The organism is Streptomyces sp. NPDC003247, from assembly GCF_042888135.1.
GTDB lineage: Bacteria > Actinomycetota > Actinomycetes > Streptomycetales > Streptomycetaceae > Streptomyces.
The window spans coordinates 1-23,723 of record NZ_JBIAPF010000027.1; the positions used below are offsets into that span (position 1 = coordinate 1).

Here is a 23,723-nt window from a genome sequence, read left to right on the forward strand (position 1 = left end):
ACCGCGCCCTCGCCGCCGCCGGCGGCGACACCGGCTCGGACGAGAAGACCGAGGTCACCTCCGGGGTGTGATCAGCCCGCCGGACCCGACGGGCGAGGCCCCCTACGACGGCAGCGGTTCCCGGGGGCTGGCCGGACGTACCGGTTCGCGCTAGGCGAATCCGCCGTTGCTCATCAGGAGCTGGCCGTTGATCCACTGGCCCTGTGGTGAGCAGAGGAAGTCCACGAGGTGCGCGGTGTCCCGCGGGGTGCCGAGGCGGCTGAGCGGCGTCCGGCCGAGCACGTGCTCACGCACGTCGTCGGTCATCCAGCCGGTGTCCACCGGCCCGGGATTGATCACGTTGGCGGTGACACCGAGGTGGGCGAGTTCGTGTGAGGCGGCCAGGGTGATGCGGTCCAGGGCCCCCTTGCTGGCGCCGTAGGGGAGGTTGCCGACGGTGTGGTCACTGGTGAGGCCGATGATCCGGCCGCTGCCGGGGGCGGACGCGTAGCGTCGGCCGTACTCGCGGATCAGCAGCCAGGTGGCGCGCGCGTTGACCGCGAAGTGGCGGTCGAAGCTTTCGACGGTGGTGTCGAGCAGACCGGAGTCGACCGACTCGCAGTGGCACATCACCAAGGCGGTGACACCGCCCAGTGCGCGTTCGACCTCGTCGAAGACGCGGGCCGGGGCCTCCGGGTCGGCGAGGTCCGCTTCGACGGCCGTGGTGGCGGCACCCTCCTCGGCGAGGGCGTCGGTGATCGTCCCGGCTGCGCCGGGCTCGCTGCCCCAGGCCATGCGCTCGTCGTAGGCGGTCCAGTAGGTGAAGGCGATGTCCCAGCCCGAGCGGGCCAGTCGGCCGGCTATGCCCGCGCCGATGCCGGCCGTCCGCCCGACCCCGGTGATCAGGGCGACCGGGCGGGTGGCGGGGAGAGGGCTCCGACCGGGATCGGCGGAACGGTCCTGGCCGTGGTTCGTCGTCACGGTCCGAGATGGTCCCTGGCCGGGCCGGTCTCGACAACCGCTTTTCCGGCAGCCGGCAGGTCGCTGTCCCGGGCGGCTCGCCCATCGCCTCGCCTGACGGACGCACCACGCCGGGGGGAAGGGGTGCTGCCGGCGCGCACCCGGCTCCGCGTCAGCGGCTCTGCGGTGCGGGCCAGGCGGGGGGCTGCCCCGCGGCGTCGGCGATGGCCAGCAGGCTGGAACGGAAGGCGGTGCGCTGCTCAGGGGCGAGGGGAGCGAGAAGGCGGTCGAGCTCGTCGGTCACCCTCCGGTGGAAGGCGAGGGCCGAGCGGCGGCCGTCGTCGGTGAGGACGACGTGGACGGCGCGGCGGTCCCCGGGCGCGGGGACGCGTTCGACGAGGTGGCGCTGGGCGGCGCGGTCGACGAGGCCGGTCATGTTCGCCTTGCCGACGCCGAAGAGACGGGCGAGTTCGGCCATGGCGCGAGGCCGCTCCGCGAGGACGCACAGCATGCGGCCCTGGACCGGGGTGAGGTCGTAGTGCTCGGCCACCCGCGCGAAGGTGTCGCGCACCAGCCCGGAGAGCTGGATGAGGGCCCTCACGTCGGCCTCGGCCTCCCCGCGCGCGGCGAGGCCCGTACCGCTCGGGGCGCCGAGGGCGTCGGTGGACGGGGAGGTGGTCATGGGCGCTATCGTACAGCCCCAGGACAGTACACTTCACGTACTATCAAGGAGGCGTACTATCCGTGACACGTACCATTTCGACGTGGAGGAACGACCGTGACGCGTATCGGGATCATCCTGGGCAGCACCCGCCCCCATCGGAAGGGCGAGCCGGTGGCACGCTGGGCCGTGGACATGGCCTCGCGGCGCGGGGACGCCGAGATCGAACTGGTGGACCTGCGGGACTTCCCGCTGCCCCTGCTGGACGAGACGGATCCGCCGTCGTTCGGCCGCTACGAGCACGAGCACACGCGCCGGTGGGCGGAGAAGATCGCCTCGTTCGACGGGTTCGTCATCGTCACCCCGGAGTACAACCACAGCACCACCGGCGTGCTGAAGAACGCCCTGGACTACCTGTTCGCGGAGTGGAACAACAAGGCCGTCGGATTCATCTCCTACGGCCCGCAGGGCGGCGTCCGTGCCGTGGAGCACCTGCGGACCATGGCCGGGGAGCTGATGATGGCCGACGTGCGCGCACAGGTCGTCCTGCCGTTCACCACCGAGTTCGAGAACTACAGCACCTTCACGCCCGGCGACCACAACCTCCCGGTCCTGACCACCATGCTCGACCAGGTCATCTCCTGGAGCCGGGCACTGGCACCGCTGCGCGCCCGGCAGGCCGCCGCCTGATCCCGCCCCGGCGGGCCACCCGCGCCTCCACGGACGCCCGGGCCGGGCAGCCGCTCCTCGCCCGCCGGCGGCCGTCACGGCCTCCCGGGTTCCGGTCCGCCGCGCGCGATCCGTGCCAGGTCGGTCATGAGCGAGTCCAGCCACGACACGGTCGCGTAGTACAGCCGCGGTGCGCCGGGCGGCTCCGTGGCGAAGCCCGCCAGGGCCGGGTCGATCAGCGGCAGGGGCGCGGTCGGCGTGTCGCCCTGTGGGTCCAGTGCCGCCGAGACCAGCAGCATCCGCCCGGCCACCCGGTCCCCCAGCCCGCCGACCGACTCGGCCGCCTCCGGGCCCAGCTCGGTGAGGGGCGGCTCCAGCAGCCGCTGGGCGCCCCACAGGGTGTGGTGACCGGCTATCAGCGTCGCCTGCCAGTCCACCTCGGGCGGCCCCGGCCGGGGCCTGCGGCCTCCGAAGGGCGTCGGCTCGCTCAGGAACTGCGCGTACGCCGACTCCGCGAGGATGACCGCCTGCCGCAGCGAGCGGTGGCCGGGCACCGCGGACGGCGGGACCGCCACCCCGCCTCCCGCCACCGAGGCACCGGTCGCCACCACGATCTCGGCCGCCCTGCGCAGCAGTGCCGCCGCCGCGCGGCGCAGCTCGTCGTGGGCCCCGCGGGGCCAGGCCAGCAGACCGAACACCGCGCCGATCGCGCTGCCGACCAGCACGTCCAGCATCCGGACCTCCGCCAGCTGCCAGGTCGCCGGCGCCAACTGGGCGAAGACCAGGGCCACGAGCACGGTGAACAGTCCCTGCGCCCAGCCGACGCCCTTGACCGGCCCCACCGTGAAGGCGAACAGCATCCACACCGGCAGTACGGCGGCGTACACGGCGGTGTGGGTCCCCACCAGGGTCAGCGTCCCGGCGGTCACCAGGGCGCCGGCCAGCGTGCCCGTGAGGGCCAGGCGGATGGTGCTCCGGGTCTCGTCCATGGTGGTCCGGGTGAGGGTGAGGGTCGCCAGCATGGCCCAGAACCCGTGGGGCAGCGTGTCCACCCCGGCCACGAGCCGGGCCGCCGTCAGGGCCAGGGCCATGCGCACCGCGTTCTGGAAGAACACCGACCGGCGCACGGCGTGTCCGCGCAGGCGGTGCCACCACAGGAGCGGCGCCCGGGTCGTGGCGTACCAGAAGCGGCCCGGCGACACCTCAACCGAGGCGTGCCGGCCGCGTGCCGCCAGATCGGCCGCCGTGGCCATGGCCAGGGCCGCGTCGGCCGTCTCCAGCACGGCGGCGTGGCGGCGCAGTACCGCGGGCGGGAAGCCCGGAGCGGGAGCGGTCCCGCCGACGGGGTCGGAGGCGGGAACGCCGGTGGGATCCGAGGCGGGAACGCCAGTGGGATCCGAGGCGGGAACGCCAGTGGGATCCGAGGCGGGAACGCCAGTGGGATCCGAGGCGGGAACGCCAGTGGGATCGGAGGCGGGAACGCCGGTGGGGGCCGGGCCGGCGGACAGGGCGGTCAGGTGCGCGCGGGCCGCGGCCACCTCCTCGTACGGTGCCGCGGGCGACGGCCCCGCTCTCAGGCAGGCGGCGGTCGCCGCGGCCAGATGGGCCACCGCGCGCAGGACGGCGGTCACCTCGGGTCCCGGACCGGCGCCCGGGGAGGCGGGCAGTTGTGCCAGTCGGCTCAGGAGCGTGCGGGTGGCCAGACCGGTGTGCGCGAGGGCACGGTCGCGCACCCCCGGCCCCGCCGGGCGGTCCGCCTCCGGCACGGTCATGGAGCGCAGCGCCCACCCGTCCTCGCGGGTCGCCCGGACGTCCGCGCCGGTCAGGGCGTACGGGGGTGCGGCGAGGGCCGAGGCACAGCGCGCGGCGGTCCGCGCGGCGCGGGCGACCCGCTCCCGGTACGGCGGCGGGGCGGGCTCGGGAAAGACCAGTGCCTCGGCGGCGATGAACAGGGCCAGCCCGGTGGTCGTCCCGAGCAGCCGTTCGTCGAGCGAGCCGGGATCGTACGGCGGGAAGGACGGCAGGATGTAGAGCAGTTGCAGGCCCATGGCCGCACCCGCCGGACGCGGCCCGCCCACGGCGGCGAAGGCCAGCGCGAAGCCGACCACGAACATGCCGACGACGGCGCTCCAGGTCCGCACCGACAGATACGTGCCGACGACCACCAGCAGCCAGCACACGGGCAGCAGGCGGACCACCGTCGCGGCGCGCTGCCGCCCGGTGCCGGGGATCTTGGAGAGCCCGCCCAGCGCCACAGCGGCGAACAGGGCGTAGGTGGAGGCGACGGGGCTGCCGAAGCCGTAGCGGAAGAGGTAGAAGCCGGCCGCGGCGACCAGCGTCACGCGCACCGCCCGGCGGCCCGAGGCGGCGTAGGCCGCCGGGATCCGACCGGCTGGGACACCAGACACCCCTTCAGAATCACCCACCCCAGGGTTTCCAGCACCTTCCCGTACCGGCCGTGCCGCGGGCACGGAGCGGATACGTTCGGACCGTGAACGGTGACTGGCGGGCGGATCGGATCGGGGCGGCGCTGCGGGGCGAGAACCCGACGGTGCTGCGGCGTCTGGAGTCAGGGTTCGCGGTGATCGGCGACGTCCAGTTCCTGCCGGGGTACTCGGTCCTCCTCGTGGACGACCCTCGCGCCGGACGGCTGTCCGACCTGCCGAAGGGGAAACGCCTGTCGTTCCTGGCCGACATGGACCGGCTCGGCGAGGCGGTCGAGCGGGCCTGCCGGCGTCTGGACCCGGCTTTCCGCAGGGTCAACCTGGAGATCCTCGGGAACACGGACCCGTTCCTGCACGCGCATGTCTGGCCGCGGTTCGCGTGGGAGCCGGCCGATCTGGTGGGCCGGCCCGTGTGGCTGTATCCGCCGGACCGGTGGACCGACGAGCGGTTCCGTCTCGGTCCGCGGCACGACGGGCTGCGGGCCGCGATCGGGAGCGAACTGGACCGGTTGCGCTCGCCGGCGCCCGGTGATCCGGCGGCGTGAGGTGAGGCACACCGCCGGAGCCCCTACGCCCCCGGCCGATATGTTGAGCGCATGGCGAGTGACGACGGCGGACGACCGTGGTGTCGGCCGCGCTTGCCGTGCGGCCGGTCGGCCGACGGTCTGAGCTACGGCGCTCCGGGGGCCACGTCCCCCGCCAGCCCCCGGTGGCGGGACGCCCCCGCCGGGTTCCGTCGCTTCGAGAGGACCGTGACGATCGGCGTGGGCGAGGGCGCCTGGGCCGCCGCCCGGGAGGCCGTCATGCGGTGGGAGGTCAAGCGGCGCAGCGGGTTCGACGTGGCCGCGGCCGACGGGGCGGGCGTCGAGGCGCGTACGGGAGGGCGTTACACCGTCACGGTGGGCCTCGGCCCGCTCGTCGTCCGCGAACCCGTCGAGGTCGTCGCCGTGGTGGACGACGAGAACCGGTGCGGTTTCGCCTACGGCACCCGCTGGGGGCACCCGGTCAGCGGGGAGGAGGCGTTCATCGCGCACCGCGGCGACGACGGACGTGTCCGTCTGACGCTCCGGTCGCTGACCCGGGCCGCGCCGACCGGTCCGTGGCGGCTCGTGTATCCCGTCCTGCTGCTCGCCCAGCGCTGTGTGCGCGTGCGGTACTTGCGCGCGCTGATCTGATCGATGAAGTCGCCCGGGAAGCGCCCCGCGCCGCACCGCGGTGGGTTCCGGGCGTGGTGCGACGGGTTCCGGGCGTGGTGCGGCGTTCCGGCCGTGGTGCGGCGATTCTGACCGTGGTACGGCGGGTTCCGGGTCCGGGTTCAGTTGTCCAGGCCGAAGAACCCGGCCGCGTAGTACGGTCCGCAGAGGGAGTCGTGGCCCTGGCCGATGGTGCCGCACTTGTCGATTCCGATGCCCGGGTCGACGGGCGCCTCATGGCCCATCGAGCTGATCAGGTACGTCTCGACCTGGCCGCTGCCGTAGACCTGCTGGGTGACGCCGAGGGCCGGACGTGACGTGGACGCAGGCGTCTGCGAGACGCCGAACACGTCGGTCCAGCCGTCGCGTTGCTTCTCCAGCGAGTTCCTGTTGATCAGCAGGTCGGAGCCGCCGTGCCAGATCTGCACCCGCGGCCTCGCGCCGGTGTAGCCGGGGTAGGCGCTACGGATCTTGTCCCCCCACTGCCGGGGGGTGAGGGAGTTGATCGCGCCCGGGCACTGCGCCAGCAGGCCGGTGTCGAAGTAGTCGGCCTCGGTGTCGGCGCAGCCGTACGCCATGCCGAAGAACACCGCGCCCGCCTTGAACACGTCCGGGTAGGCCGCGAGCATCACGTTGGTGGCGGCGCCGCCGCCGGAGTACCCGGTGGCGTAGACGCGGCTCGCGTCAGCGGCGTGGTTCGCCTTCATGTAGTCGACCATCTGGACCACTGAGCGGGCCTCGCCCTGGCCGTCGCGCGTGCGGTCGGCGGGGTTCCACGCGCTGAAGCACTTGTGCGGCACGATGCCGCCGGAGCCGACGTTCTCGTCCTTCTGCTCCGGGAAGACGATCGTGAACCCGTAGGCGTCGGCGTACTTGCGCCAGCCGGTGTTGACGTCCAGGTCCTGCGCGGCGCCGCCACAGCCGTGGAAGAGGACGACGACCGGGGCACCGGACTGCGCCTGCTCCGGGACGTAGGCGAACATCTTCAGGTTGCCCGGGTTGCTGCCGAAGTCCTGCACCTCGTGGAAGCCGGTCTGCGCCCGTGCCGGAGCGGCGGAGAGCATTGTCGCGGCGAGCATCGCGACGACCGCCGCCAGGATGATGGGGAGTCTGAGTAAGGGGAAGCGGGTTTCCGCGCCCGCCACGCTGTGGGAGACCATGCCCCGCAGGATGGGGCCCCTCTCCGTGCCGCGGCATCGGCAAGATGACCGGCCGGGCGCGCCGCCGGCCGAAGGCACGTCCGGCACGGCCGCGAGCCTGCCCGCGGGGTGTCACGTCCGGGAGGGGACCAGGCGCCCGACGCCCCGGCGCCCCGGCCTCCCGGCCCCCGACGCCCCGGCCTCCCGGCCCCCGGCCCGTCGGCCGGTCCGCCGGGTCTCTGCCGGTCCGCCGGGGTCTCGGCCGGTCCGCTGATCCCGGAGAGCGGCTCTAGTCGTCGTACGTCGCGCAGAGGGTCTGCACCTTCTTCCGGGCGGCCACCGCCTCCGCGCCCTTCACGTCGTTGGTCTGCAAGCGGTTCACGACGTTCTGCATCGCCGTGTCCAGGTCGTCGTACCGGTCGTCCAGCTCGGCCGCGGAGTGGGCCAGTGCGGCAGCGGCTCCAACACGGTTGTAGCGGGCCTCGAAGGCGCTGTCGGAACCGCCGTAGACGGCGCTCAGCTCCGGAACCCGGGCGAACGCCTGACAGGCGCCCGCCGCGTCGGCCCGGGCGTCGCCCAGACCGGTGCCGGCGGCCGCGCTGTCCCCGCCGGCCCACAGCAGCCAGCCGAGCCCCACCCCCGCTCCACAGGCCACGACCGCCGCGATCAGCGGCGCTCTCCACCGGGCGGAGGGACGGCTGCCGGCGGCGGGAGCCGGCGGGTGGGCGGGGGGCGGCGGGACGGGCGCGGGAACGGTCATCGACTCGGCTTTCTCCGTCGGACGGGCGGGCGGTCGCGCTGCTCGGAACGGGCAGCAAGATAGCCGCCTCCACGTACGCCTGTCTCCCCGTCGAACGCACGGTCGCCGGGAGATCGGAGCGGATCCTCGGACCCCAGGAACCTCAGGAATCTCAAAGACCTCAGGAACCTCAGAGCCTCTGAGTCTCTGAGCCTCAGTCGAGGACTGCTCCGGCGACCACTGTGTACGCGTACCAGAGGCTGCCGGCGAGGGTGCCGAGTCCCGCGAGCGCCAGGAGGGCGGTCAGGAAGCGCAGGGCGGGCCCGTCACGGACCAGATGCCGAGGAACGCGGACACGAGCATCGCCGAGTAGCGCCCTCCCCCCGGCCACGCCCACGGCGACCGTCATCGCCGCGCCCACCAGGAGCAGGGCGATCGGGCCGCGCCCCCCGCGGTCGTCCGCCGCTCCGGGACCGCCAGGGAGCGGGTGGTGACGAGCGTGGAGCCGTCGGCACGCGGCTCGCCCCGCGTCCGGTGCGGCAGCAGGTGGTTGACGGCGTCGGCGAAGGCGGTGACAGCGGCCGCGCTCTCGTCCTCGACGCAGTGGACGTGCGGTGCGCTGCCGTCCGGTGCCGTCAGTTCGATCGCGGCGCGCCGGCCGTCCACCGCGACCCGCTCGATCGCCGGGAGCGGTATGGCGAGTTCCTCGCCCGCCCGCTCCAGAAGGACCCCGTCGCGCACGAGCCGCGCCACGACCCCGCCACCCCGCAGGACGAGGTGAGGCGACGTCATCCCGCCCTCCGGACGGCCGTTCACCGCAGCGCGGTCACCCATCCCCATGCCCCCGCCCGTCTCCCGGCTCCCCCGGCTCCCCGGATCTCCCGGATCTCCCGGCGTTTCTCGATCACGGCGCATCCTGGGCGTCACGTCCACGGCTGTCATCGTCGGCCGGCTCCCCTCGCCCGGGGCTCGGGCCGGGCCGGGCGTTCTCGGATTGTTGAAGATTTGGTCTCGGGGATTCACGGCTTGTAGAAAGATCGTCCGACGAAAGGATGGCCGTGGTCGAACCGCTCCAACGGGCCCGGGTGGGCAGCGACGCTCTCCAGACTCTGATCGAGGAGCTCGCGCAGTTCCTGGGCCGGTCGGTGGTCCTGGACGACCCGCTCGTACGGTTCATCTGCTCCAGCCGGCATTACGGCGACGCGGACGCGGTGCGGATCCGCAGCCTGTTGCAGGGGCAGGCCGACGACGACATCATCCGCTACGTCCTCGACCAGGGCGTCGCCCAGTGGCGTGCGCCGGGATACATCGAGGGCCGCGACGACCTCGGGCTCAACGCCCGCTACTGCGTCCCCCTGCGGGAGCGCGGGCACCTGCTCGGCCTGCTGATGGTCATGGCGCCGGACAAGAACCTCACCGAGGAGGAGATCCGGGCCATCTCCCGCACGGCCCCCGCCGTCGCCGCGCAGATGTACGCGGAGCACCGGGCGGGCGACACCGAGGAGGCCCACGCGCAGGAGCTGCTGCTGGGGCTGCTGGGCGCGAGCCCCGTGGGCCGCGGCACGGCGCATCGGCAGCTGGCCGAGGGCGGGCTGCTGCCCGACGCGCCCCACGCCCTGGTCACCGTCGTCCGCGCGACGCGTTCCCGGGAGGCGTCCGGTCAGGTCGAGGTCGCGCTGCGCGGCGCGCTGGAGGGCTTTCGCCGGACCCGGTCGGCGCACGGGCTCCTCGCCGTCACCGGTGACCGTGCGGTCCTGCTCCAGGTCGGCGACCGGCCGCTGCGGTCGCAGGAGGTGACCGCCCAGTGCACCCGCATCGTCGAGGCGCTCGACACCTACCTCGGGGCCTCGGCGGGAGCGGTCGTCGGCGTCGGTGGACGCCAGGACGGGCCGGCGGACGCCTGGATCTCCTACGAGCAGGCACTCGTCGCGGCACGTGCCGCGCGCCGCCTGCCGCACCTCGGGCGCGTCGGCGACTGGGACGGGCTCGGCGAGTTCGCGGTGCTGTTGCAGTTGCCGGACCGCGCGCTCAACCCGTCACTGCTGCCCCAGCCGTTGCGCACCCTGCTGGAGGCGGCCGGAGGGCACCGTCTCGTGGACACCCTCCGGTGTTTCCTGGAGCACGCGGGGTCCGTGCCCCGCACCGCCGAGGCGCTCCAGATCCACCGCACCTCGCTGTACTACCGGTTGAAGCAGATCCAGGAGATCACCGGCCTCGACCTGGACGACGGCCGCGACCGGCTCGTGCTGCACCTGGGCCTCCAGGTGCGGGAGCTGCTGGCCCCGAAGGACGGGGACACCCCGGCGTAGCGGTGGTCTTCCCGGTCGCCTTCCCGGTGGGGGTCAGGACTCGGCGGGCACTCACTCCGGCAGCAGTCCGTCCAGGACCACGGTCCAGTCGATCAACCCGCTCTCCTCGCCGGGGGCGACCACCTCCCAGGTGCGCACCAGCCAGGCGCACAGCGGCCAGGCGCGCAGCGGCTGTTCGGGGATGCGCAGGAGGGCCGTGCCGTTCGTGCCGTGCAGGTGGACACGGGTGTCCTGCTGTCCGTGGCACCGGCACGGCGGATGGACGCGGACGTCTCCCTCTCCCGAAGGGCGGCGCAGGCATGGGGCTCACCTCGGAGATGTCGTGGCGGGTCGGGGCGGGACGGACGGGGTGTCGGCGTGCGCCGTCAGGCCTTGTCGGGGTCCGGCAGCGGGCGGTGCGGCCGGGGCGCCGGCGGAGGCGGGCCGGCGCACGCCGACGGTCAGCGCGTCGTCGCGTGGACCGCGTCGCGGATCACGTCGGCGACCGCCTTCGGCCGGGAGAGGGCGACCGCGTGGGAGGCGCCGTCGAGTTCGACGACGGTCGCGCCCGCCCGCTCGGCGCCGAACCGCTCCACCTCGGGGTTGATGGCCTGGTCCGCCCCGGCCACGACCGCCCACACCGGCTTGGTCCGCCAGGCGGCCGCCTCGGCGGTCTCGGTGAACGCCGAGGTGACCAGCGGCCGTTGGGAGACGGCGAGGATACGGGCGACGGACGGGGAGACGTCGGCGGCGAACATCTCGGGAAACGCCTCGGTGGCGATGGTCACCTCGGTGGCCGTACCTCCGTCGGGGGCGGGGCAGGTCCACTGCTCCAGGTGCGCGGCCAGCGGGGAGCCGGGGAAGCGCCCTTGCAGTTCGCCGAGGCTCTCGCCCTCCTCGAGGACGTATGCGGCGACGTAGACCAGACCGACGACGTTGCTCGCGGTACCCGCGACGGTGATCAGCGCGCCGCCGTAGGAGTGACCGGCCAGGACGACCGGGCCGTCGATCTGCTCGACGACCGACGTCAGGTAGGCGGCGTCCGAGGCGAGGCCGCGCAGCGGGTTCGCGGGGGCGAGGACCCGGATGCCGTCGCGCTGGAGTTCGTCGATGACACCGAGCCAGCCGGCGGCGTCGGCGAACGCGCCGTGCACGAGGACGACGGTGGGTGGGGAAGGGGACATGGGTGGATCTCCCGACATGGGGCGCCCGCGCGCCGGGCGCGGTGAAAGGGGTGGGGATCGGGCGGCTGTGTGAGCCGGATGTCGTCCGAGGCGGGGCGGTGCGCGCTGGCGGCCGCCGCCACCGGGCACCGGGCGTGCTCCGCCACCGCGTTCCCGGGGCGTTCCGTCACCGCGCTCCTCGGGTGTTCCGTCACCGCGTTCCTCGGGTGTTCCGTCACCGCGTTCCTCGGGTGTTCCGTTCACCGGGATGTGGCCCGTTCGTTCCGGGGCCGGGCCGCAGCCGCAGCCGTGGCCGTGGCCGTGCGACAGTCGTTTCCCCGCACCTCAGGAATCGTCCGCGGAGTTCTGGGGAACCCGCTCCTGCCACTGGCTGGGAGACGTGCCGAACGTGCTGCGGAAGACGCGGCTGAAATGAGAGGGGCTGACGAATCCGTAGGTCTGCGCCACCGCGGCCACGGAGCGCCTGCGGCTCGGCGGCCGGCCGAGTTCGAGACGGCACGCGTCGAGACGGCGCCGGCGGATGTAGGCGCTCACCGTGACGCCGTCCCGCTGGAACAGCTTGTGCAGGTAGCGCACCGACATGAAGTGCGCGCGGGCGATCGACTCCGGGCCCAGGTCCGTGTCCCCGAGGTGCTCCTCGATGTGGGCGCGGATACGGAACATCACCGCGTCCGTGGCGTCGGCGGGGACGGGCCGCCGGACCGCCAGCAGCTCCGCGACCAGCAGTGCCAGCAGATCGGCGGCGTTGAGGGCGAGCCGCCGGCCGCTGTGGGACCGCGCGAGCCACTCGTCCTGGGCGAACGACCCGAGGAACTGCGATGCCAGGGCGGCGACGCCCGAGTCGCCCCGCACGTGCAGGCCGGCGAGGCACTCCCCTTCCCGGACCGAGATGCCCAGGTACGGGAAGGGGATCCGGAAGAACGCGAAGTCGTCCCCGTAGAGCTGGAGGGAAGGGGTTTTCGTCCCCAGGAACAGCAGGTCGCCGGCCGCCGCGGAAAGCTCTTCCCCCCAGTCCGTCTCCGTGGTGCAGTTCTCCCGGCACAGGCCCAGATACAGGCTTTCACCGGCGCCCGTATGAGGAGGGAGAGGAAGAGCCATGAACCGGCCGGAATCGACCCCGAGGTGATCGGAGAGATATTCGTTCTCCTCGGATTCGGACATGGTTGACCGGACCGACGTGGTCATTTTCTGCTCCAGTCGCGTCAAGGAAAGGATGGAGGGGGAGGGAATGTCGTGCGCGGGCCGCTCGGTGACTCGGGTCGGGTGTCCGGTGGGTCCGGCGGCCGCGCCTCAGGAGAGGAACTTCTCGACCACGGCGTTGAAGGCGGCCGGGTTCTCGAGGAACGGGAAGTGCGAGCGGGCCACGTCGAGGGGGAAGACGTGCAGCCGGGCGTCGGGGATGCGGTCGGCGATGTACCGCTGCGAGTCGGGGTGCACATGGCTGCCGTCACAGCCGATGACCAGCGTGGGCACGTCCACGCGCGGGAGGATGTCCCGCCAGTCCTGGGCGCAGTGGTCGAACAGCAGGGGCACGCCCGCGTAGGCCGGTGTCGAGGTGATCTCCCGGGCGACGAAGGCGAGTATCCCGGGGTCCGGATCGCCGGTGAACATGGAGCGGACGAAGTCGTGGCGGACCCGCTCCCCGTCCGGGCCCGCCAGCGCGGCTCCCAGTTCCAGCAGCCCGGTCACGTCGAAGATCGCCCCCGACTCGTGCTGCTCCTCCGGGGTCGTCCACGGTACGGCGGCGACGGCGGCCGGCTGGTCGACGGCGACGAACCGGCGGATCCGGTCCGTGCCGAACTGGTCGATGAAGCTCCACCACACCGACACGCCCATCGACCAGCCCAGCGCGTCGAATCGCTCCAGCCCGAGGTGGTCCACGAGGTCGAGGACGTCGCGCGCCAGCCTGGCGATGCGGTAGCCGTGCCGCGGCTTGGCCGAGAGCCCGTGGCCGCGCAGGTCGAGCGTGATGACACGGCGTGACGGCGCCAGGCCTTCCGTCTGGTGGCGGAACATCGCCTGCGTCTGCCCCCACCCGTGGAGCATGACCAGTGGCACACCACCGCCGCCGCTGTCCCGGAACACCAGACGTATGCCGTCGTTCGTGGTCAGCTCGCCCGTCACGCTGTTCGTCCTCCCGCTCGGCCTGCGCGGCGCCCGTCGGGCCGTCCGCTCCGGAGACCCGTTCCGTGTGCGGCCGACGTCAGGATCGGCCGCTGTCTACGGCATTCTGATCTCTCCGGCGCCCCTGGCACCACCACGCTCCGTAGGGATTGGCGGGCGGGATACCCGTCATTCTGTAGAAGAGCTGTGGCACCGGACGATCGGCGACGGACAGACGGGCGAACGGGCGGACGGGGGGCGGAGCAGGAACGGAGGCGGGGGCGGGTGGCTCAGCGGTCCGGCACCGGGAGGCCGGTCAGCCGGGTGTCGCGCGGGGTGCGGAACGAGGGTCTGTCAGGGACCCGACCCGCTCTACAGCAGGCGTCGGATGTCGCCGCGGACCCGGTAGAAGCCGCCGGCCGCCGGGTGCAGCGCGTCCACGACGTAGCGTGCCCCGGGCACCCGTATCGCGCGCGGGAACTGGACCCGCCAGGACGAGTCGTAGCCGTCGGACACCACGTGCACGCGCAGCCGGCCGCCCTCGCTGACGCACTCGACCACGACCGTCCCGGCGGGAGCCCGGTCCACGCCGGCCACCGCGTCCGCGGCCGTCGCCGGCGCGTGGGCCGGCAGGGCCGCCGCGAGCTTGATGTCCCGCGCCACCGGCACCGTGCCCTGCTGGGCCGCGGAGACGGCCGCCTCGCTCGCGTCCACGCACACCAGTGAGCCGTCGGTGGTCACCAGGTACAGCCGCTCGTCGCGGTACTGCATCGACAGCGCCGAGCCACCGCCCGTACCGAGCTTCCACAGCCGCGTACCGTCCTGGTCGAAGCAGTAGACGGAGGACGAGGCGTCGCCGGCGAAGACGAACCGTCCGCCGGGCGACGTGGCGCACGAGTACACCGCGCTGTCACAGGCGTAGGTGGCCTCGATACCGCCGGTCGCCTTCGACAGCCGCTGCACCACGCGGTGCGCGGTTCCCGCGTACACGGCGTCGTCCTCCTGCCAGCCGAACAGCACCCCGCCCCGGGTGGGCGTGTGCCACAGTTCGCCGCCGCCGTCGGGCGCGTAGGCGGTGACGCCGCGGTAGTGGCCGTGGTAGACGGCCCGGTCGTCGGCGCGGACCATCCAGGCGTGCTCGCCCTGGCTGCGGCGGGCCCACTGGTGTTCGTCCTCGTGGTCGATGACGGTGAGCCGGCCGTCGCGGTCGGAGACGTTCAGGATGCCCTCGTGGATGTCCAGCCAGAAGATGTCGACGTCCGCGGCGATGTCGTACGCGGCGAACGGCAGCTTGGAGGACAGGTCGTAGACCTTGCCGTCGTCGCAGCCGGCGTAGATCCAGAAGTCGTCGGCGACCAGGCACTTGACGCCGTCCGGCAGGCTGAAGCGGGCGAGGACGCCGCCGTCGTGGTCCAGGGTGTAGACGTCACCGGACTGGTTGCCGACCCAGCAGTGTTGGTCGTCGACGTGGATGCCGAACGCCGACGAGCCCGTGCGGAACCGCCACAGCACCGGTGCCACGGCACGCGCGGTGGACGGAGCCGACGACACCTGGCGCCGGGTCACCGGGCGGGGGGCCCGCTGTCCGGCGACGGCCGGGGCGTACCCCTTGCGGACCTTCTCCCCCACCTTCTTCGCGGCGGCGGCCTGCGCCTTCTGCGGGGTCGGGAACGTCGACGTCTGGGTCTGGCCGGCGGCGCCGATCCGCCCGTACCGCACCGTCACCACCTGTCCGTCGACGGACACTTCGTAGAACTTGTGCGCGCCGCCGCTCTCCTGCGACAGCTCCAGATACGTCGTCGACACCGCGGACCCCGCTGACATGACAGTCCCCTCCCCGAACACGGACCCGCGGTCGTTCCGGCGGGTCCCACTGCTCACACCATAGGAGGGGCCACTGACAACGGCGGCCGACGGCCGTCCCGCCGTCCCGTGGGTGGGGCGGCGGTCACGAGCGCGGCCGGACGCCTCCTCCGCGCGGCACCGGAACGGCCAGGTCCGGGTCGCCGAACTCCGCGCGCAGGGCCTGGAAGGCGGTGACCTTGTCCTCGCCGAAGCGGCGGACGTGGGCGGCGTACTCGTCGGCGGAGAGGAACGCCGTGGGCCTGGACTTGCTGTGGAACTTGTCCGCGTACATCACCAGCTTCTCCTCGTCCGTCACCGCCAGGTAGTCGGCGACGGGCAGCGGGAGGCCCTGGCTCAGGACGTCGTTCTTCGTGACTCCCACGCCGGTGTGGTGGGAGCAGAAGCGGCACAGCACCTCCGGGAGGCCTTCGTCCTGGAGGATGGCGTGGCCGAGCAGTCCGTGCCGGATGTAGTTCTTGTGGTCCAGCCGTCCGTCGTCCGCGTAGAGGCGGTAGACGCCGATGTCGTGCAGGAGGCAGCCGGCGCGGACCAGTTCGGCGTCGAGATGACGGAGGTGCGGCGCGGAGAGGAGTCGCTCGGCGACGGACCAGACGACCTCGCAGTGCGAGTGCACCAGATCGAACGCCTCGGCGGTCGGCGCGTACTTCTCGTGCAGGGCACGGATCTCTTCGGGTCCCGGAATCCTCATCCGGGGAGCGTAGCAACCGCGGACGTACCGGTCGCCGTGACGGCCGACTCCGCCGGTCCGGGCCCCCTGGGCGCCGAGCGGGGTCCGGGTGGCCGCAGGGGCGTTGTCAGTGGTGGCAGGCAGGATGACCGGCATGACAACACCTGTTGCAGTGATTGTGGACGCCGCCGCCTACGCGCAGGCGGTCGAGGACGCGGTACAGGCCTCGGCCGCCTACTACTCCGGGGGCACCTCGGCGCTGGACGACGACGCCTACGACCGGCTGGTGCGCGGCATCGCGGCCTGGGAGGCGGACCATCCCGGGCAGGTGGTGCCCGACTCGCCGACCGGGAAGGTCGCCGGCGGCGCCGTCGAGGGGGATGTGCCGCACACGGTGGCGATGCTGAGCCTGGACAACGTGTTCTCGCCGGAGGAGTTCGCCGCGTGGGCCGCGTCGTTGGCCCGCCGTGTCGGCCATGAAGTGGAGCGGTTCAGTGTCGAGCCGAAACTGGACGGTCTGGCGATCGCGGCCCGCTACACCGACGGCCGCCTGACGCGGCTGATCACCCGGGGCGACGGGACGGCCGGGGAGGACGTCTCGCACGCGATCGGCACCGTCGAGGGCCTGCCGGAGCGGTTGGCCGAGCCGGTCTCGGTGGAGGTGCGCGGTGAAGTCCTGATGACCACCGCCCAGTTCGAGCACGCCAACGAGGTGCGCACCGCGCACGGCGGCCAGCCGTTCGCCAACCCGCGCAACGCCGCGGCGGGCACCCTGCGCGCCAGGGACCGCGCGTACACCGTGCCGATGACGTTCTACGGCTACGGCCTGCTGCCCCTCGCCGACACCGCGTCCGCGCTCGCCGGCCTGCTGGCGGAGGCGGCGCACAGCGACCTGATGGCCCGGGCCGCCGCCCTCGGGGTGAACACGACCGCCGCCACCGCCGTGCCCGGCGTCACCGCCGGCACCGTCGACGAGGTCCTCGGACGGGTGCGGGAGATCGAGGCCCTGCGGCCCGGACTGCCGTTCGGGATCGACGGGATCGTGGTCAAGGCCGACCTCGCAGCCGACCAGCAGGCCGCCGGATCGGGGTCGCGGGCACCGCGGTACGCGGTCGCCTTCAAGCTGCCGGCCGTCGAGAAGATCACCCGGCTGCTGGCGGTGGAGTGGAACGTGGGCCGCACCGGCATCATCGCCCCCCGCGCCGTCCTGGAGCCGGTCACCATCGACGGCTCCACGATCACCTACGCCACCCTCCACAACCCGGCCGACATCACCCGACGCGACCTGCGCCTGGGCGACCACGTGATGGTCCACCGGGCCGGCGACGTCATCCCCCGGATCGAAGCACCCGTCGCCCACCTGCGGACCGGCGACGAGCAGCCGATCGTCTTCCCCGAGACGTGCCCGCGCTGCGGGTCCGGCATCGACAGCAGCGAGCAGCGCTGGCGCTGTGAGAACGGCCGCGACTGCCACCTCGTCGCGTCCCTCTCCTACGCCGCCGGCCGCGACCAGCTCGACATCGAAGGGCTCGGCCACACCCGTGTCGTCCAGCTCGTCGAGGCCGGCCTGGTCACCGATCTCGCCGACCTGTTCACCCTCACCCGCGACCAGCTCCTCGGTCTGGACCGCATGGGGGACACCAGCACCGACAACCTCCTCGCCGCGCTGGCCGCGGCCAGGAACCAGCCGCTGTCGCGGGTGCTGTGCGCGCTCGGTGTGCGGGGCACCGGCCGCTCCATGTCCCGCCGGATCGCCCGGTACTTCGCCACCATGGACAACCTCCGCGCCGCCGACGCCGAGACGGTCCAGCAGGTCGAGGGCATCGGCACCGAGAAGGCGCCGTCCATCGTGGCCGAGCTCGCCGAACTCGGCCCGCTCATCGACAGACTCGTCGCGGTCGGCGTCAACATGACCGAGCCCGGCGCCACCCCGCCCACCGCTGCGCACGACACCGCGGACGGCACCGTGCCCGAGCAGCCGTCCGGCGGCGGGGGTCCGCTGGCCGGCATGACCGTGGTCGTCACCGGCGCGATGACCGGCCCGCTGGAGAAGCTCAGCCGCAACCAGATGAACGAGCTCATCGAACGCGCCGGCGGCCGCTCCTCCTCCAGCGTCTCCAAGAAGACCAGCCTCGTCGTCGCCGGGGAGAACGCCGGCTCCAAGCGCGCCAAGGCCGAGACCCTCGGCATCCGCCTGGCCGGTCCCGACGAGTTCGCCGCCCTCGTCGCCGACTTCCTCGACACCGACACCGACACCGACACGGACTCGGGCGGGGAGCCGGTGAAGTAGTCGTACGCCCGACGAGTTCCGGTGAGCGCCACAGCCGCTCGCCACAGCCGCTCGCCACAGCCGCTCGCCACGGCCGTTCGCCACGGCCACGGCCGTCGGGCGCACCGGAGCGCCGGAGCGCCGACGTACGCGCACCCGCAGGCGGCGAGGTCCTCCGCCGGGAGCCGGGCGAGCTGCCGGTGACGGCCTGACGGCCTGACGGCAATGGCCTGCCCGAGCACACTGCCGAGGCTCACGCCGTCAGACGGGCCAGCACCGAGAGCATCGCGCGGTGCACGGCCTCGCGGGACTCGTCGGTCGGGTCGAGGGTCTCGAAGCCGTGGTGGCCGTGCGGCACGTCGATCACCTCGACGTTCGCCCCGCACTCCCGGGCCGCGGTGAGGAACCCTTCGACGGTGGCGGCAATTTCGGGTGTCTCCCGCCCGACCCGGGTGAGCACGACGGGCAGGGTGCCCGCCCCGGCCAGCGCGTCCGCCGGGTGGAAGCGGCTGTCGGCCAGGCCCCAGTTCGGCAGCGGCGCCAGGACCGGGTAGGTGGCGGCCAGGCAGCGCAGCCACGCCGGGGGCGCCCCCAGCCAGTCGGCCGTGAGCGGTCCGCCGCCCGAGAAGAACCACAGCGCGACCCGCTCGGGATCCACCCGCGGATGCGCCCGTACCAGTTCCACCGCGGCGGCCACGTCGGCGGCGGCGCGCTCGTAGTGCGCCACGTCGTGCAGCCGGTGGTCGAGGGTGGCGCCCACCGCCCCGTGCCCGGCGGCGTACCGGGCGTACCCGACCAGGGTCGGCCAGTCCCGCGGGGTGGGGACGGCTCCGGCGGGCACCGGGCCGCCGTGGACGAACACCACCGCCGGACGGGGAACCTCGGCGTCGGGCAGGTAGAGGTCGACGTGGTCGTGGCGTTCGCGCGGGAGCGCGGGCACGTCGAGCAGGAACGGCCGCAGGTGCGCGGGTGGTTCGGCCCGGTCGGCCGGGATCAGCCGGTGCCCTTCCCCGGCCGCGGCCCGCAGCAGGACGTCGGCCAGCTCGGCGGGGCAGGACAGCATCGGCCAGTGCCCGGTGGGGAGTTCGAAGAACGTCACCCGGGGACCGGTCAGCGCCCGCAGGGCGGGGTCGCCGAAGTCGACGAGTCTCTGGACGGTCTCGATGCTCGCGCCGTTGCCGGTGCACAGCACTCCGGTGGTGGGCACCGCGGCCACCGCGCCGGTCAGCCGCAGCGGCTGGAGCAGGGTGCCCAGGGGCTGGGGTGCGGCGAGGGCGGTGAGCCGGTCCAGCGCCGTGTCGGGCACTCCGGCGGTGCTGCCCCAGCGGTGCCACGCGTCACGGCCGGGAGGCGCCAGTTCCCCGTCGGTCCCGCTCGTCGCAGCGTGCCCGGCCAGTCGCGCGCGCAGCTCCTGGTCGGGCAGGGCCGTGACGGCCGGGACGCCGTCCTGCGGCAGTCCCGCGTCCAGGCAGACGACGCGCGCGACGCGCTCCGCCCGGCGGTCGGCGGCGCCGAGCACCGGGTGGGCGCCGTAGTCGTGGCCGACCAGCACGATGTCCCGCCCGGCCGGCGCCGCGCCCACCGCGTCGATCACCGCGACCACGTCCGCGATGTGGGTCTCCAGGTCGACACGGGCCCCCGCGGCAGGACGGTCCCCGTCGAGCCCGGTGAGGGCGGCCGTGTGGACCTCGGCGCCCGCCGCGGTCAGTCGCGCGGCCGTCTCCTCCCACACATGGGCACCGGTGAACACACCGGACACCAGGATGAATGCGGTCATGACCCTCTCCTCCAGAACGCCGTCGTCCGCGGACCGGCCGGCTCTCCGGCCCGCGCTCGCCGGTACGGTAGGAACTCCCCCTGAGGGAGGTTCAACTGACCATGTCGTACGACGGCCTGTGGGGCATCGGCGAACTCTCCGAGCACGCGGGCGTGACCGTCAAGACCGTCCGTTTCTACTCCGACCGCGGTCTGCTGCCGGAGACCTCGCGCAGCCCCGGCGGGCACCGCCGCTACGGCCCCGACGCGCTGGACCGGCTGCGTCTGATCCGGTCCCTGCGCGCCCTGGACCTGCCGCTGCCCGAGGTCCGCCGCATCCTCGACGCACAGGACCGGGGGTGTGCGGAGGGCGGCGTTCTGGAGGACGCCGTCGCCGGGCGGCTGCGTGCGCTCGGCTCCGAACTCAGGGCGCTGCGCTGGCGGGAGGCGGCGCTGCGGCTGGTGCGGGACTGTCCGCCCGGGGAGCGGGCCGAGCGGCTGCGCCTGGTCGGCGCGGTGGCGGCCCCGCCGAGCACGGCCGCGCCGGCCCGTTTCTGGCGCGCCTGGCTCCCGCCGCGGATGCCGGCCCGGTCGGTGGCCGCGTTCCTGGAGGTGGCGGTCCCTCGGCCGCCCGACGACCCGACCCCGGCCCAGGTGCTCGCGTTCGCGCGGCTGCACGCCCTGACGACCCGCCCGTGTACGGGTGCCGCGCGGCCCCAGCCCGAGGCGCACCGGCTCGCCGGGGCCCGCGGGGCGGCCGTGCTGTACGCGGGCCTGGCCGAGGCGTACGAGCTGGCGGGCGACCGGCTGCGCCGGGACGGCGAGCCGGGTCCCGGCGAGGCGCTGGACGGCTTCGTGGCCGCGTACGCGAGCGCGTACGGCGCCCGGGACACCCCGGACTTCCGCCGGCTGCTGTCCGGGCAGCTCGCGGCCGACCCGAGGATCGACCGGTACTGGGAGCTCGTCGCAGAACTGACCACGCCCCCGGGCGGCCGGCCCGAGCCGACCCCCGGCTCGGCGCACGACTGGCTGCTCGCGGCCCTGACCGCGCAGACCGCCACGACGGCCTGACCGGACGGCGGCGATGAGCCCCTGGGGCTCGGGGCACGCCCTCGGGCGAACGGGAGCGGGGACCCGAAGGGGAACGCGGACGCGAACGGGATCGGGAGGCGGGTCGGGCCGCCGTCCGAGGGGACGCGGAGCGGCCGGCGGACCACCGCCGGCCTCCGCCGTCCTTCGTCCTAGGCCGTCCTAGGCCGTCCTAGGCCCGTCCTAGGCCTGCGCCGCCGCCTCCTTCGACGTGGTGTCGAGGTCGCCGTCCGCCGCGTCGGGCTGGGTGTCGGCGAGGGGCTTCTCCGGCAGGATCAGGGCGAGCACCAGGCCGACGACGAAGACCGGCGTGAGGTACAGGAACACCGGTGTCAGCGCGTGCTGGTAGGCGTCGATGACCAGGGACTGGGTCTGTGCCGGGAGGGCGTGGACCAGGGCGGGGGTCAGCGACTCGGAGCTGCCGACGGACGCGGTGGCGCCTTCGGGCAGGGTGGCGGCGAGCTGGTCGGTGAGCCGGGAGGCGAACACGGAGCCGACGGCGGCGGTGCCGAGGGTGGCGCCGATCTCGCGGAAGAAGTTGTTGGACGAGGTGGCGGTGCCGACCTCGGTGGCCGGGAAGTCGTTCTGCACGGCGAGGACGAGGGTCTGCATCAGCAGGCCGACACCGGCGCCCATCAGGAAGACGTACACGCAGACGAGCACGATCGAGTCGTCCACGTCCAGCGTCGACATCAGGAAGACGGCGATCCCCGTGATGACCGAACCGGCGATGGGGTAGGCCCGGTAGCGGCCGGTCTTGCTGATCAGGGCGCCGGACGGGATGGCGGTGGACATGATGCCGACGACCATCGGCATCATCAGCAGTCCGGCCTCGGTGGCGGTCTTGCCGTACACCATCTGGAGGTAGGTGGGCAGGTAGCCGACCACGGCGAACATGCCGACGCCGACGACGAGGAGGCCGATCAGGGTGGAGATGTTGAAGATCCGGCTGCGGAAGATGCCCGGCGGGATGATGGGCTCGGCGACCCTCCGCTCGACCGTGAAGAACAGGACCCAGGCGACGACGCCTCCGGCGGCCAGGGCGAGGATCAGCGGGTCGGTCCAGTCGTAGTCGTTGCCGCCCCAGGTGGCGACGAGCACCGTGCAGGCGACGGCCGCGGCCATCAGCACGAAGCCGGCGTAGTCGAAGGCGACCTTGACGTGGCGGCGCGGCAGTCGCATGCCGAAGGCGCAGATGGCGAGGGCGAGTACGCCGAGCGGCAGGTTGATCCAGAAGCACCAGCGCCAGTCGGAGCTGTCGGTGAACCAGCCGCCGAGCAGCGGTCCGGCGACCGAGGCGAGGCCGAACACGGCGCCCATCGGCGCCATGTACTTGGCGCGCTGCCGGGGCGGTACCAGGTCGGCGATGATCGCCTGGCTGGTGATCATGAGGCCGCCGCCGCCCAGGCCCTGCACGGCCCGGCCGATGACGAGGAGCGTCATGGACTGCGCGGCGCCGGCGAGGGCGGAGCCCAGGATGAAGACGGCTATGCCGGTGAGGAAGACGGCCTTGCGGCCCAGCATGTCGCCGAGCTTGCCGTAGACGGGCATGCCGATGGTGGCGGCGAGGATGTACGCGGTGGTCACCCAGGCCATGTGGCTGACGCCGTCGAGTTCGCCGACGATCGTGGGCAGGGCCGTGGAGACGATGGTCTGGTCGAGGGCGCCGAGCAGCATCGCGATCATGAGGCTGGCGAAGATCAGCCCGAAGTGGCGCGGGAGGCCGGTGGGTTCGACGGGCGGGGCGTCGGCCGTACCCGGCCCGGGTATGCCGGGGTCGGGCCGGGCCGCGGTGGAGGAGGCTGTGGACATGTCGGGAACTTTCTGACTCGGTCGGTGATGCGGGCAGCCCGGGATCCCGTCCCGTGCGGGACGTTCGCGGGCTGGAAGGCTGGGGTGCGGGGCGCCGGCGCCGAAGCGGCCGGGGTCCGCGTTCCTCACTCGGGCTGGTCGGACAGGAGCGTGCGGAGCAGGGCGGCGGCGTGTCGGAGTTCCGCGGCCGGCGAGGAGTCCCCCGGCTCGTCGGTGTCGCGCCGTCCCGCCCCGGTGGGCGTGCCGTCGCGCTCCGCGGGCTCGTCCTCGCCGGTGGACCACTGCCGGAGGCCGACGCGTACGACGGACAGGGCGAGGCCGGTCAGGAGGGCGGGCAGGGGATCCGACGCGGGGACGCCGAGGCGGTGGGCGACGACACCGGCCAGTTCGTTCTCGAAGGCGTCGAACCGGGCGTGCAGGACGGCGGCCAGTTCGGGATGGGCGGAGGCGATGCGGACCATCGCCCGGAAGTGCCGGCGTCCGCCCGGGGGCGGGGGGTCCTCGTCCAGCTGGTGGATGAGGACGTCCACCAGGTCCTCCAGGACGCGGCGCGGTCGCGGGTCCCCCTCGGCGATCCGGCGCCGCTGCTCGTCGGTGAGCGGCGGCGGGCCGACGGAGAGGGCGGACTCCTTGGTCGGGAAGTAGTTGAAGAAGGTCCGCGGGGAGATCCCGGCCTCGGCGCTGATCATGTCGACGGTCACGTGCGCCAGCCCGTCACGCTCCACGAGCCGCACGGCGGCGGCGTGGATCGCCTGCGCGGTCTCCCGCCGCCGTCGGGCACGCAGACCTTCCGGTGCGGCGGAGGGCGGTGCGGAGGCGGAGTCGCGGGAGGAGGAGGGCCGGGAGGTCACACCCCTATTCTTGCAGACCCCGCAAACATTGCACAAACTGCAAGCCGCACCTCCG

22 protein-coding genes are annotated in these 23,723 nt (G+C 73.5%); 6 read left to right on the plus strand and 16 right to left on the minus strand.

Going from position 1 to position 23,723, the window contains the following annotated elements; genetic code table 11:
• Positions 1 to 150: 150 nt before the first annotated feature.
• On the minus strand, positions 151 to 960 hold the full coding sequence (locus ACFYWQ_RS42935; RefSeq protein WP_389526122.1) for an SDR family oxidoreductase: 810 nt from the start codon (positions 958 to 960) through the stop codon (positions 151 to 153).
• A 151-nt stretch (positions 961 to 1,111) separates the two neighbouring features.
• A complete protein-coding gene (locus tag ACFYWQ_RS42940) occupies positions 1,112 to 1,621 on the minus strand; it encodes a MarR family winged helix-turn-helix transcriptional regulator (RefSeq protein WP_389526124.1) in 510 nt (169 codons plus the stop codon).
• Between the two features lie 96 nt (positions 1,622 to 1,717).
• Here ACFYWQ_RS42940 and ACFYWQ_RS42945 point away from each other — a divergent pair, with 96 nt between their 5' ends.
• Entirely contained in the window at positions 1,718 to 2,290 is a 573-nt protein-coding gene (locus ACFYWQ_RS42945; protein ID WP_389526127.1) for an NADPH-dependent FMN reductase, read from the plus strand.
• 74 nt (positions 2,291 to 2,364) lie between these two features.
• On the opposite strand, the gene ACFYWQ_RS42950 is transcribed toward ACFYWQ_RS42945, so the two are convergent.
• Positions 2,365 to 4,677: an FUSC family protein gene (locus ACFYWQ_RS42950; protein WP_389526130.1), complete on the minus strand. Its 2,313-nt coding sequence runs from the start codon at positions 4,675 to 4,677 to the stop codon at positions 2,365 to 2,367.
• An 83-nt stretch (positions 4,678 to 4,760) separates the two neighbouring features.
• Between ACFYWQ_RS42950 and ACFYWQ_RS42955 the strand changes: the two genes are divergently transcribed.
• Together ACFYWQ_RS42955 and ACFYWQ_RS42960 are read left to right on the plus strand one after the other, a co-directional pair.
• A complete protein-coding gene (locus ACFYWQ_RS42955) occupies positions 4,761 to 5,258 on the plus strand; it encodes an HIT family protein (RefSeq protein ID WP_389526132.1) in 498 nt (165 codons plus the stop codon).
• A gap of 51 nt (positions 5,259 to 5,309) precedes the next feature.
• Entirely contained in the window at positions 5,310 to 5,888 is a 579-nt protein-coding gene (locus ACFYWQ_RS42960; protein ID WP_389526134.1) for a DUF1990 family protein, read from the plus strand.
• A gap of 140 nt (positions 5,889 to 6,028) precedes the next feature.
• Here ACFYWQ_RS42960 and ACFYWQ_RS42965 read toward each other — a convergent pair whose 3' ends face one another.
• The 4 genes from ACFYWQ_RS42965 to ACFYWQ_RS42980 all read right to left on the minus strand — a co-directional run bounded on the left by ACFYWQ_RS42965 (position 6,029) and on the right by ACFYWQ_RS42980 (position 8,576).
• Positions 6,029 to 7,066 (minus strand): alpha/beta hydrolase family esterase, encoded by a 1,038-nt coding sequence (locus ACFYWQ_RS42965; protein ID WP_389526137.1) that lies wholly within the window; start codon positions 7,064 to 7,066, stop codon positions 6,029 to 6,031.
• 268 nt (positions 7,067 to 7,334) lie between these two features.
• Positions 7,335 to 7,805 carry a hypothetical protein gene (locus tag ACFYWQ_RS42970; RefSeq protein WP_389526140.1) on the minus strand — a complete coding sequence of 157 codons (471 nt, stop codon included), beginning with the start codon at positions 7,803 to 7,805 and terminating at the stop codon, positions 7,335 to 7,337.
• Positions 7,806 to 7,998: 193 nt separating this feature from the next.
• Positions 7,999 to 8,193 carry a hypothetical protein gene (locus ACFYWQ_RS42975; RefSeq protein ID WP_389526143.1) on the minus strand — a complete coding sequence of 65 codons (195 nt, stop codon included), beginning with the start codon at positions 8,191 to 8,193 and terminating at the stop codon, positions 7,999 to 8,001.
• On the minus strand, positions 8,190 to 8,576 hold the full coding sequence (locus ACFYWQ_RS42980) for a hypothetical protein (protein ID WP_389526146.1): 387 nt from the start codon (positions 8,574 to 8,576) through the stop codon (positions 8,190 to 8,192). Before ACFYWQ_RS42980 ends, ACFYWQ_RS42975 begins: the two co-directional genes overlap by 4 nt.
• A gap of 266 nt (positions 8,577 to 8,842) precedes the next feature.
• Here ACFYWQ_RS42980 and ACFYWQ_RS42985 point away from each other — a divergent pair, with 266 nt between their 5' ends.
• A complete protein-coding gene (locus ACFYWQ_RS42985) occupies positions 8,843 to 10,093 on the plus strand; it encodes a PucR family transcriptional regulator (RefSeq protein WP_389526149.1) in 1,251 nt (416 codons plus the stop codon).
• Between the two features lie 51 nt (positions 10,094 to 10,144).
• Here the strand turns inward: ACFYWQ_RS42985 and ACFYWQ_RS42990 are convergent, their stop codons facing one another.
• From ACFYWQ_RS42990 to ACFYWQ_RS43015, 6 genes are all read right to left on the minus strand, one after another.
• Positions 10,145 to 10,390: an SsgA family sporulation/cell division regulator gene (locus ACFYWQ_RS42990; RefSeq protein WP_389526195.1), complete on the minus strand. Its 246-nt coding sequence runs from the start codon at positions 10,388 to 10,390 to the stop codon at positions 10,145 to 10,147.
• 143 nt (positions 10,391 to 10,533) lie between these two features.
• The gene (locus tag ACFYWQ_RS42995; RefSeq protein ID WP_389526152.1) at positions 10,534 to 11,256 is read right to left on the minus strand and encodes an alpha/beta fold hydrolase; all 723 of its coding nucleotides are present in this window, start codon (positions 11,254 to 11,256) and stop codon (positions 10,534 to 10,536) included.
• Positions 11,257 to 11,580: 324 nt separating this feature from the next.
• A complete protein-coding gene (locus tag ACFYWQ_RS43000; RefSeq protein ID WP_389526154.1) occupies positions 11,581 to 12,354 on the minus strand; it encodes a helix-turn-helix domain-containing protein in 774 nt (257 codons plus the stop codon).
• 192 nt (positions 12,355 to 12,546) lie between these two features.
• Complete coding sequence (locus ACFYWQ_RS43005) at positions 12,547 to 13,380, minus strand: alpha/beta fold hydrolase (protein WP_389526157.1); 834 nt, start codon at positions 13,378 to 13,380, stop codon at positions 12,547 to 12,549.
• A 351-nt stretch (positions 13,381 to 13,731) separates the two neighbouring features.
• Positions 13,732 to 15,183, minus strand: a complete 1,452-nt coding sequence (locus tag ACFYWQ_RS43010; protein ID WP_389526159.1) for a WGR domain-containing protein — start codon at positions 15,181 to 15,183, stop codon at positions 13,732 to 13,734.
• A 124-nt stretch (positions 15,184 to 15,307) separates the two neighbouring features.
• On the minus strand, positions 15,308 to 15,913 hold the full coding sequence (locus ACFYWQ_RS43015) for an HD domain-containing protein (protein ID WP_389526161.1): 606 nt from the start codon (positions 15,911 to 15,913) through the stop codon (positions 15,308 to 15,310).
• A 133-nt stretch (positions 15,914 to 16,046) separates the two neighbouring features.
• Here ACFYWQ_RS43015 and ligA point away from each other — a divergent pair, with 133 nt between their 5' ends.
• Positions 16,047 to 18,182 (plus strand): NAD-dependent DNA ligase LigA, encoded by a 2,136-nt coding sequence (gene ligA, locus ACFYWQ_RS43020; RefSeq protein WP_389526164.1) that lies wholly within the window; start codon positions 16,047 to 16,049, stop codon positions 18,180 to 18,182.
• Between the two features lie 232 nt (positions 18,183 to 18,414).
• Here ligA and ACFYWQ_RS43025 read toward each other — a convergent pair whose 3' ends face one another.
• Positions 18,415 to 19,938, minus strand: coding sequence for an alpha/beta fold hydrolase (locus ACFYWQ_RS43025; RefSeq protein ID WP_389526167.1), 1,524 nt, complete (start codon positions 19,936 to 19,938; stop codon positions 18,415 to 18,417).
• 101 nt (positions 19,939 to 20,039) lie between these two features.
• Here ACFYWQ_RS43025 and ACFYWQ_RS43030 point away from each other — a divergent pair, with 101 nt between their 5' ends.
• Positions 20,040 to 20,987: a MerR family transcriptional regulator gene (locus ACFYWQ_RS43030; RefSeq protein ID WP_389526169.1), complete on the plus strand. Its 948-nt coding sequence runs from the start codon at positions 20,040 to 20,042 to the stop codon at positions 20,985 to 20,987.
• Between the two features lie 201 nt (positions 20,988 to 21,188).
• Here the strand turns inward: ACFYWQ_RS43030 and ACFYWQ_RS43035 are convergent, their stop codons facing one another.
• Together ACFYWQ_RS43035 and ACFYWQ_RS43040 are read right to left on the minus strand one after the other, a co-directional pair.
• Positions 21,189 to 22,817, minus strand: coding sequence for an MDR family MFS transporter (locus tag ACFYWQ_RS43035; protein ID WP_389526172.1), 1,629 nt, complete (start codon positions 22,815 to 22,817; stop codon positions 21,189 to 21,191).
• Positions 22,818 to 22,942: 125 nt separating this feature from the next.
• Entirely contained in the window at positions 22,943 to 23,668 is a 726-nt protein-coding gene (locus ACFYWQ_RS43040) for a TetR/AcrR family transcriptional regulator (protein WP_389526174.1), read from the minus strand.
• Positions 23,669 to 23,723: the final 55 nt, after the last annotated feature.

What these genes read in the sequence shown, in the direction of transcription:
- ACFYWQ_RS42940 (WP_389526124.1), bottom strand. Translation starts at nt 1,621, where the DNA reads ATGACCACCTCCCCGTCCACCGACGCCCTCGGCGCCCCGAGCGGTACG.
- ACFYWQ_RS42960 (WP_389526134.1), top strand. Translation starts at nt 5,310, where the DNA reads ATGGCGAGTGACGACGGCGGACGACCGTGGTGTCGGCCGCGCTTGCCG.
- ACFYWQ_RS42965 (WP_389526137.1), bottom strand. Translation starts at nt 7,066, where the DNA reads ATGGTCTCCCACAGCGTGGCGGGCGCGGAAACCCGCTTCCCCTTACTC.
- ACFYWQ_RS42970 (WP_389526140.1), bottom strand. Translation starts at nt 7,805, where the DNA reads ATGACCGTTCCCGCGCCCGTCCCGCCGCCCCCCGCCCACCCGCCGGCT.
- ACFYWQ_RS42975 (WP_389526143.1), bottom strand. Translation starts at nt 8,193, where the DNA reads ATGACGGTCGCCGTGGGCGTGGCCGGGGGGAGGGCGCTACTCGGCGAT.
- ACFYWQ_RS42980 (WP_389526146.1), bottom strand. Translation starts at nt 8,576, where the DNA reads ATGACGTCGCCTCACCTCGTCCTGCGGGGTGGCGGGGTCGTGGCGCGG.
- ACFYWQ_RS42995 (WP_389526152.1), bottom strand. Translation starts at nt 11,256, where the DNA reads ATGTCCCCTTCCCCACCCACCGTCGTCCTCGTGCACGGCGCGTTCGCC.
- ACFYWQ_RS43000 (WP_389526154.1), bottom strand. Translation starts at nt 12,354, where the DNA reads ATGGCTCTTCCTCTCCCTCCTCATACGGGCGCCGGTGAAAGCCTGTAT.
- ACFYWQ_RS43010 (WP_389526159.1), bottom strand. Translation starts at nt 15,183, where the DNA reads ATGTCAGCGGGGTCCGCGGTGTCGACGACGTATCTGGAGCTGTCGCAG.
- ACFYWQ_RS43015 (WP_389526161.1), bottom strand. Translation starts at nt 15,913, where the DNA reads ATGAGGATTCCGGGACCCGAAGAGATCCGTGCCCTGCACGAGAAGTAC.
- ligA (WP_389526164.1), top strand. Translation starts at nt 16,047, where the DNA reads ATGACAACACCTGTTGCAGTGATTGTGGACGCCGCCGCCTACGCGCAG.
- ACFYWQ_RS43025 (WP_389526167.1), bottom strand. Translation starts at nt 19,938, where the DNA reads ATGACCGCATTCATCCTGGTGTCCGGTGTGTTCACCGGTGCCCATGTG.
- ACFYWQ_RS43030 (WP_389526169.1), top strand. Translation starts at nt 20,040, where the DNA reads ATGTCGTACGACGGCCTGTGGGGCATCGGCGAACTCTCCGAGCACGCG.
- ACFYWQ_RS43035 (WP_389526172.1), bottom strand. Translation starts at nt 22,817, where the DNA reads ATGTCCACAGCCTCCTCCACCGCGGCCCGGCCCGACCCCGGCATACCC.